The organism is Brachybacterium tyrofermentans, from assembly GCF_039526165.1.
Lineage (GTDB): Bacteria > Actinomycetota > Actinomycetes > Actinomycetales > Dermabacteraceae > Brachybacterium > Brachybacterium tyrofermentans.
Genome location: NZ_BAAAIR010000005.1, coordinates 1 through 8,409 on the forward strand (window position 1 = coordinate 1; position 8,409 = coordinate 8,409).

Annotated in this window: 8 protein-coding genes and 1 riboswitch; of the genes, 4 read left to right on the forward strand and 4 right to left on the reverse strand. The window is 68.4% G+C overall.

The features are described from left to right. Nucleotides 1-657 (reverse strand): hypothetical protein (locus tag ABD093_RS01025; RefSeq protein ID WP_343921972.1); only part of this gene is annotated, 657 nt, incomplete at its 3' end. A gap of 570 nt (nucleotides 658-1,227) precedes the next feature. On the opposite strand from ABD093_RS01025, the gene ABD093_RS01030 reads away from it, so the two are divergent. Beyond that, nucleotides 1,228-2,028: an Ltp family lipoprotein gene (locus ABD093_RS01030; RefSeq protein ID WP_343921973.1), complete on the forward strand. Its 801-nt coding sequence runs from the start codon at nucleotides 1,228-1,230 to the stop codon at nucleotides 2,026-2,028. A gap of 73 nt (nucleotides 2,029-2,101) precedes the next feature. On the opposite strand, the gene ABD093_RS01035 is transcribed toward ABD093_RS01030, so the two are convergent. Beyond that, the gene (locus tag ABD093_RS01035; protein ID WP_343921974.1) at nucleotides 2,102-2,854 is read right to left on the reverse strand and encodes an alpha/beta hydrolase; all 753 of its coding nucleotides are present in this window, start codon (nucleotides 2,852-2,854) and stop codon (nucleotides 2,102-2,104) included. Then, nucleotides 2,851-4,104, reverse strand: a complete 1,254-nt coding sequence (locus ABD093_RS01040) for an epoxide hydrolase family protein (protein ID WP_343921975.1) — start codon at nucleotides 4,102-4,104, stop codon at nucleotides 2,851-2,853. The genes ABD093_RS01035 and ABD093_RS01040 overlap by 4 nt, the downstream gene beginning before the upstream one ends. Nucleotides 4,105-4,198: 94 nt before the next feature. On the opposite strand from ABD093_RS01040, the gene ABD093_RS01045 reads away from it, so the two are divergent. After that, entirely contained in the window at nucleotides 4,199-4,798 is a 600-nt protein-coding gene (locus ABD093_RS01045; protein WP_343921976.1) for a TetR/AcrR family transcriptional regulator, read from the forward strand. A gap of 66 nt (nucleotides 4,799-4,864) precedes the next feature. On the opposite strand, the gene thiC is transcribed toward ABD093_RS01045, so the two are convergent. Next, nucleotides 4,865-6,646 carry a phosphomethylpyrimidine synthase ThiC gene (gene thiC, locus ABD093_RS01050; RefSeq protein ID WP_343921977.1) on the reverse strand — a complete coding sequence of 594 codons (1,782 nt, stop codon included), beginning with the start codon at nucleotides 6,644-6,646 and terminating at the stop codon, nucleotides 4,865-4,867. Between the two features lies 1 nt (nucleotide 6,647). Continuing rightward, nucleotides 6,648-6,758: riboswitch (TPP riboswitch) on the reverse strand. Between the two features lie 284 nt (nucleotides 6,759-7,042). Between thiC and ABD093_RS01055 the strand changes: the two genes are divergently transcribed. Then, the gene (locus tag ABD093_RS01055; RefSeq protein WP_193115906.1) at nucleotides 7,043-7,612 is read left to right on the forward strand and encodes a sugar O-acetyltransferase; all 570 of its coding nucleotides are present in this window, start codon (nucleotides 7,043-7,045) and stop codon (nucleotides 7,610-7,612) included. 81 nt (nucleotides 7,613-7,693) lie between these two features. After that, the gene (locus tag ABD093_RS01060; protein WP_193115905.1) at nucleotides 7,694-8,308 is read left to right on the forward strand and encodes a hypothetical protein; all 615 of its coding nucleotides are present in this window, start codon (nucleotides 7,694-7,696) and stop codon (nucleotides 8,306-8,308) included. Nucleotides 8,309-8,409: the final 101 nt, after the last annotated feature.

Below are 8,409 nucleotides of genomic sequence, written 5' to 3' on the forward strand. Positions count from 1 at the left end.
CCTGCTCACCAGCGCCGCGAGAACCGTAGCGTGAATACCCGCCACAGCAGGGTCATTCACCACGAACCGCGAAGAGCCGTCATTGCAGACGAACCAGCTGAACAGTCCGTTCCAATGCTGGTCATGATCGTGGGAGACGGTCGAGCAGGTCACGCCCTCGGGCAGCTCTGCATACAGCGGCACCGGATCCTGCTCGGAGGGCCACACCTCGGTGCTCGGATCGGCGGCCGTGGGCGAGTCGAAGCGGATCGCCTGCTTGTCGATCGCGTTCACGATGCACAGCACCTCCTGGTCGCCCTCGAGCGCGCAGGCCTCCGCGCCCGCGGCGGTGGGCCCGCACGCGACCATGTCCTCCTGCTCGGAGTGGGCGGACTCGCTGATGCCCGAGGCGCACAGGTCCTCGTCGACGTCCTCGATGGTCCAGGAGTCGTCGACCCACAGGGACTCGATCGCGGTGCCCGCCGGCTCGTCGGACGGGCTCGCCTCGACGGATGGGGCCTCCTCCTCGGCTGGAGAGCCCCCTCCTCCGTCGGAGGGATCCTGAGGCTGCTCGGCGACCGGGGGATCGTGCGGACCCTGCGGCGGGGACTCCGTGCTGCAGGCGGCCAGCGTGAGGAGGAGCAGGGGAACGGCGAGGGTGGCGACGGTGCGGCGCATGACGATCTTTCGACGAGGAGGAGGGCGGCGAATCGCAGCGGGGAGACGACCCCCGGCGCCGTGCGCCAAGCCGCGAGGGGATGGTGCTCCTATTCGACCCGGCGGCTCGTCCGTTCGCAAGCGCTTCCGGAATCCTTGGCATGCTCGGCTCCCGGCGATGTCGGGAGAAGTGGGTGTGCGCAGGGGCGTGACGTGCTGCACAGGGGTGGTTGAAGCTGAAAGTGCTTCATCTGTCGGCCGCCGCCCGTAATCTCTTCCGTGAAGGCCCAAGCGGTAGTTGTTCCCCCTCCGATCACGGATCGGACGCCGATGCTCGTCGCAGATCTGCTGCGGCTCCAGAGCCCACGCACCCCGCCCGCGGCCTCTCTTCTCAGCAGTGGCCCTGGCACGACTGTGTCCAGGGGTAGACGTCCCTACCCAGAATGGAGTGCAGCAACGACCAGCAATGCACCCTCGCCCCAGGATTCGGGTTCTTCGAATCTCCCGCCCGCCCCGAACTTCGGCGGTGTCCCCAACGGCTATCCCCAGAACGGCGCCCCGCACGGCTACCCGGAGAACGGCGCGCCCGGCATGCCGCCGGTGCCGCCGGTCACGACGGGAAAGAAGAAGGGGCTCATCGCTGCCGGCTGCGGCTGCATCGTCCTCTTCCTGATCGTCGTGGGAGGCTGCTCGGCGATCGTCTTCTCCGGCGGCGACGATCCGACGTCCGCGGAGACCTCGGCCGCCGAGCCGGCTGAGGCCGACCCCGTGGAGGCGGAAGAGGCCGACGCTCCTGCCGAGGAGGCCGCCACCGACGACGTTGTCGAGGAGGAACCCGCCGTCGAGGAGGAGCCTGCCGCTGAGCAGCCTGCCGCTGAGGAGGCACCTGCCGAGAAGGAGTCCACTCAGGAGGAAGCTCCGGCCGGTGACGACGTCCCCGCCGAGCACACCTCGGCGCTGAACAGCGCGCAGAGCTACTCCGACCTGCTGCACATGTCGAAGCAGGGCCTGTTCGACCAGCTCACCTCCGAGTATGCGGACCAGTTCTCCGACGAGGCCGCGCAGTACGCCGTGGACAACGTCGACGCGGACTGGAACGCGAACGCGCTGGCCTCCGCCGAGAGCTACTCGGAGACCATGCACATGTCCAAGGCGGGCATCTACGACCAGCTCACCTCGGAGTACGGCGAGCAGTTCCTGGCCGAGGAGGCGCAGTACGCGATCGACACCATCGAGGCGGACTGGAACGACAACGCTCTGCAGAGCGCCCGCTCATACCGGGACTCGATGGACATGTCCCCGGAGGCGATTCGCGATCAGCTGACCTCCGAGTACGGGGAGCAGTTCACGCAGGAGCAGGCCGACTACGCCGTCGAGCACCTCGACGACTGATCTGCTGCGGTCTCGGGCCGCACGCCCAGAACGCGGGGTCCCTGCCACAGCAGAGGCCCCGCGTTCTCGTGGGTCAGCCGAAGGAGTCGACGAACGCCTCGACCTCCGCGCCGACCTCCGCATCCATCTCCTCGTCGGAGATGCTCGCCGTGCCGTCGCCGTCCTGCGGGCCGTAGTCACCGAAGCTCGCATGGCTCGCGCCCTCGATCTCGACCAGGGTCGCCGTCCCGGGCAGCAGGTCGCGCGCATCGGCGATCTTCTCCGGGGTCGACAAGCCGTCCTCGCTGCCGGCAAGGCTCAGCACGGGCAGCACCCTCTCGGAGAGATCGTTCGCGCAGTAGGAGCCCAGCAGCAGGAGGGCATCGGCGTCCCGGGCGACCTGGCAGGCGCGCACCCCGCCCAGGGAGTGCCCGCCCACGATCCAGCTGCCCACCTCCGGCAGATCGGCGGTGAAGGTGTCCAGGCCGCGGCGGTCGAACAGAGCCAGATGCAACCAGGGCTTCACGATCACCACGGTCATCTTCTGCTCGGTCACGAGGTCCGCGAGCCGTGCCGCATAGGCGTCGGCCTCGACCTTCGCCCCCGGATAGAACACCAGGCCCGTCGCGGAGGATCCCGCCCCGGCGGGCTGCAGGATCAGCGAGGTGCTCGACTCGGTGACGCTGACCCCGGAGTCCTCGACGACCTGTCCGAGCGGGCCCTGCTCGGCCTCCATGAGCCCGAACCGGCTCCACGCCAGGAGCAGGGCGCCGGCGACCACCACGAGTGCGAGCAGCGCGGCGAGCAGGAGGAGCGCCCAGCGGCGGGCCTGACGGAGGATGGTCATGGGCCCACGGTAGGGCAGCCGGGTCCTGCCCTGTCTTCGACCTGGCACTCGACCATGTGGACGGCGCTGCTGTGTGGACGGCACCGCTGCGAATGGAGGGACCTCAATCCGGTGCGGATCTCGCTCGTGAGGACCTCGGGCTGCTCGAGAGCTGCGAAGTGTCCGCCGGCGGTCGCCTCCCGGTAGTGGATCAGATCGGAGTAGGTGTCCTCGATCCACTGTCGAGGCAGTCTTGGAATGTCGCGGGGGAACACGGTCACCGCGACCGGCACTGAGGGCTTCGGCCCGGAGAGGCTGGCCGTGCTGTTCTCCCAGTAGATGCGCCCGGCCGACGCGGCACTGTTGGTGAACCAGTAGAGGGAGATGGCGTCGAGCATGACGTCGGTGCTGAGCGCATCCTCCGCACGTCCGTGATTATCCGTCTTGGAGTGGAACTTCTCGTAGATCCAGGCGGCCTGTCCGGCCGCGGAATCCGCCAGAGCGAATCCCACCGTCTCGGGCTTCGTCGCCTGAACATGGTTCGATCCGCCGAGGGTGCCCGTGTAGAGGGCGATGGATTCCACGGCGCGGCGCTCTGAGGGCGAGAGCGACTCGGGGATCCGTGCGGGGACCGCGTAGGGGGTGTTCAGGTGGATCCCGAGGACCCCCGCCGGTGCCAGCGTCGCGAGGGCCGTCGTCACCATGGCACCCCAGTCTCCGCCCTGAGCGGCCCATCTCTCATAGCCGAGCCGCTCCATCAGCTCCGCCCAGGCAGCGGCGATCCGAGCGACGTCCCATCCGGTCTCGGTCGGCTTCTGGGAGAAGCCGAATCCGGGCAGGGACGGGATCACGACGTCGAAGGAGTCCTCGGCGTCACCTCCGAAGGCCACCGGATCGGTGAGCGGGCCGATCAGCTCGAGGAAGTCCGCGTTCGACCCCGGCCAGCCGTGGGAAAGGAGAAGAGGCATCGAGTGCGGATTCTTCGACCTGACATGGATGACGTGGATATCCACGCCATCGATCGTGGTCAGGAACTGGGGGAAGCGATTGAGCTCGCGCTCGAACCGACGCCAGTCGTACTCCCGCTCCCAAGAGTCGATCAGTGCTCTGGCCTCCTTGGTGCGGACGCCCTGCGACCAATCCGAGACGGTCTCCGGATCAGGCCATCGGGTTCTCGCGAGTCGCTGCTTCAGGTCATCGATCTCTGAGGCCGGTACGGAGACGGTGAACGGTCGGATGAGGTCTGCGCGTGCAGAAGTCGATGGGGACATAGCGCTGCTCTCCTCGAGGGTGAGCGGTGCAACGGAGCGTTGCACAGCGGTGTGCAATCTACGTCGCTGCACACCCGTGTGCAATAGTGGGGCGATGCAGAACCGATCGGACCGGGCACGCTCCACAGAGGACACCCGCACGCGCATCCTCGACGTCGCCCTCGACGCTCTGGGTCAGAACCCTGATCTCGGCATGGGCGAGATCGCCTCCTCCGCCGGGGTGGTCCGTCGCACGGTCTACGGCTACTTCCCCACCCGCGGGGACCTCGTGCGCACCCTCGCGCAGAGGGCCGCGGAGGAGGTCGGTTCCGTGCTCGACGAGGCGATCGCCTCCCACGATTCGGCCGAGAGGGTGTGGGCCGATTTCATCGCCCGCCTCTGGCCCGTGGCGCACCGTTACAGGGTGCTGCTGAGCCTCCGGCGCGGCGAGCATGGCGACGAGATCCATGCTCTGCTGGGGCCGGTCGACGAGACCCTCGCCGACCTCGTGCGCCGAGGACAGGACAGCAGGGTCTTCGGTGAGCATCTGCCCGCGCACGTCCTCAGCCAGGTGGCCTTCGCCGCCGTGTTCGCCATCGCGGATCGGAACCGTGTCGGCGAGAGCCTCAGTGCGAGCGCGGCGGCGATGACCAGCCTGCTCATCCTGGGAGTTCCCGAATCACGTGCGCAGGAGCTCTCAGATATCCAGGGATGACGAGGTGGGCCACGAGTCTCCGGCCCGCCCCGCCCCCTGTCCGCCGTCCCGTTCTGCTGGACGATCTCAGGCGTCGGTGCCGGAGCCCACAGGAATCGATGGGTCCGGCAGGTACACGGTGCCGCCCGCCGCGCGGAACTCCTCGGACTTCATCTCCATGCCCTGCCGGGCGATCTCCGATTGCGCCGAGGCGTCGCCGTAGGTGTCGCGGATGTCCTGGGAGAGGCGCATCGAGCAGAACTTCGGGCCGCACATCGAGCAGAAGTGCGCGGTCTTCGCCGGCTCAGCGGGCAGGGTCTCGTCGTGGTACTCCTCGGCGAGCTGCGGATCCAGGGACAGCCCGAACTGGTCCCTCCATCGGAACTCGAAGCGGGCCTTCGAGAGCGCGTCGTCCCGCGCGATCGCGCCGGGATGTCCCTTGGCGACGTCGGCCGCATGGGCGGCGATCTTGTAGGTGATCACGCCGGTCTTCACGTCATCACGATCCGGCAGGCCCAGATGCTCCTTGGGGGTGACGTAGCAGAGCATCGCCGTGCCGTAGCGGGCGATCTCCGTGGCCCCGATCGCCGAGGTGATGTGGTCGTACGCCGGGGCGATGTCGGTGACCAGCGGGCCCAGCGTGTAGAACGGTGCGCCGTGGCACAGCTCCTGCTGCCGCTCCACGTTCTCGCGCACCAGGTGCAGCGGGATATGCCCTGGGCCTTCCACCATGACTTGCACGTCGTGCTCCCAGGCCCGCTCGGTGAGCTCGGCGAGCGTGTCGAGCTCCGCGAACTGGGCCGCGTCGTTCGCATCGGCGAGGGATCCCGGCCGCAGTCCGTCGCCCAGGGAGAAGGACACGTCGTAGCGGGCGAAGATCTCGCACAGCTCGTCGAAGTGCTCGTACAGGAAGTTCTCGCGGTGATGGGCCAGGCACCAGCCGGCCAGGATCGACCCGCCGCGCGAGACGATCCCGGTGACCCGGTTCGCCGTGAGGGGCACGTACCGCAGCAGCACCCCGGCGTGGATCGTCATGTAGTCCACACCCTGCTCGCACTGCTCGATCACGGTGTCGCGGAAGATCTCCCAGGTCAGCGCATTCGCCTCCCCGTCGACCTTCTCGAGAGCCTGGTAGATCGGCACCGTCCCGATCGGCACGGGGGAGTTGCGCAGCAGCCACTCGCGGGTGGTGTGGATGTCGTCCCCGGTGGACAGGTCCATGACGGTGTCCGCGCCCCAGCGGGTGGCCCACTCGAGCTTGGAGACCTCCTCGGCGATCGACGACGTCACCGCCGAGTTGCCGATGTTCGCATTGATCTTCACCAGGAAGGCCTTCCCGATGATCATCGGCTCCGCCTCGGGATGGTTCACGTTCGCCGGGATGATCGCGCGCCCTGCGGCGAGCTCGCTGCGCACCAGCTCCACGTCGCAGCTCTCCCGCAGCGCGACATAGCGCATCTCCGGAGTGATCTCGCCGCGCCGGGCGTAGTGCATCTGTGTGACCCGGGTGCCGATGGGGGAGCGCAGCGGGGCGCGGCGGGCACCGCGCCACTCGGCGCTCGCCTCGCCGCGGCGCATAGCGCCCCGGCCGTCGTCGGACAAGGATCGGTCGCGGCCGACGTACTCCTCGACGTCGCGGCGGCCGACGATCCAGTCCTCCCGCATCGGCGGCAGTCCCACCTCCGGTTCGCACCCTGGGCCGGCGGTGCGATACACCGCCAGCGGCGGGTTGGCGGTGCCATCGGGAGCATCGTCCTGGAGGACCCGGGTGATGGGCACACGGATGCCATGGGCGGGATCCTCGAGCACGTCGAGGCGGTGGGTGGGGTAGTTCTCCAGTCGTGCGAACTTCTCAGGGCGTGCGGACATGGCGCTGCGCTCTCCTTCTTCCTTCGCCGGCATTATCCGGGGCAGGTTCATTCGGTACTCGGACTGCGACAGTCCGATCTCAGCCCGTTGCATCGGGCACCCGAGGGATCGGCGACGATAGTAGCACCCGTCTCGACCGTGAGGATGCTCGAGCGGCTCGCCGCTGCCTCCCCTCGCGGTCGCCGGCCGCGAGGGGAGGCAGTGGATCTGGTGTGGCGCGTGCGAACGGTCCGGACTGCGATCCCGGAGTGGGGGAGGTGGGCCTGGTCGGCGACGAGGTGCCCTGCCCGTCGGCCTGGAGCGTCAGGACGGTCGAGCGTCCGCGCAGGCAGTGTTGGCTACGCTGGGAGTCGCGGCGCTGCCACCCCGGCGCGACCCTCCGTGGAAGGCGGCCCCATGACCCTCACCGACCTGCTGGACGCCCTCGATTCCGGCCAGGCCATCCCGGCGAACTCCCCGTTGCACGCGGTCATGCACGCCACCAGCCAGGAGGCGCTGAAGGTCACGGGAGAGCTCAACGGCGGCTATCACGAACCCTCCCGGGTGCGAGAGCTGCTCGCCGAGCTCACCGGCCGTGAGATCGACGAGAGCGTCACCCTGTTCCCGCCCTTCACCTCCGACTTCGGCAAGAACATCCACCTGGGCAAGCGCGTGTTCCTCAACGCCGGCTGCCGCTTCCAGGACCAGGGCGGGCTGCACATCGGCGACGACTGCCTCATCGGGCACAACACCGTGATCGCCACCCTGAACCACGACCTCGCCCCGAGCCGCCGCGGCGACCTCCACCCGGCCCCCGTGACGATCGGGAACAACGTGTGGATCGGCGCGAACGTGACGATCCTGCCCGGCGTCACCATCGGGGACGACGCCGTCATCGCCGCCGCCTCCGTCGTCACCAAGGACGTGCCGGCGAAAGCGCTCGTCGTCGGTTCGCCGGCCCGGGTGATCAGGACCGTCGAGGACTGAGAGCTACGCGCCGAAGGCCGTCGCCTCGCAGCGACGGGATGGCACCCACCAATTGGCGGGTGCCCCGCTACCTTGGGGCTTATGGCTCTTGAATTCCAGCGTTCGACGATCGCGGCTGTGCGCGCCGCGCTGCCCGAGCACCAGGTGATCGAGAAGCCACGCACACCGGCGTGGCTGAACCGGCCCGGATCGACCGACTGCGGAGACGCGTGGCCCCTGGTGAGAACGATCTACCGCCAATTGGCTGCGGCGGACCTCCCGGAAGTCATGCCCCCACGGGAACGGCGCAGCCTCGATGCAGTCATTCTCGGCCCCGACGGGCACAGCCGCATTCTCGAGGTCGACGAGACACAGCATTTCAATGAATTCCGTGCGCTCACCCTTCAGCCCTACCCGGCCTCTGCACGGACCGCGTTCGATCGACAGGACTGGATCGATCGCTCGCGGGCCAAGACGCGGCTCGAGGGCGGCGGTTTCGGGGCGCGGAAGCCTCCGCTCTTTCCTGGCCAGCACGGCCGTCATCGGCAGCGGGCGTTCCGTGATGCGCTTGCTGATCTGCTTCCGCCCCTCCATGGCTGGGAGCCGACGCTGCGCATCCACCACGGCGAAGCACAGAGCTGGATAGACGACGTGGACGCCCCGGGGCGGATGCGAGAGCTGCTCGCCGAGAAGCTGCCTCGGGAACAGAACTCCTAGGAAGCCCCAGGGCGTTAACCTCGATGTTTCATCGGGGTTGTGAGCGGGGGCGACCGGCGTCGTTGCCGGTGTTCAGCTGCTGATTCTGGCATGTGGGTGTG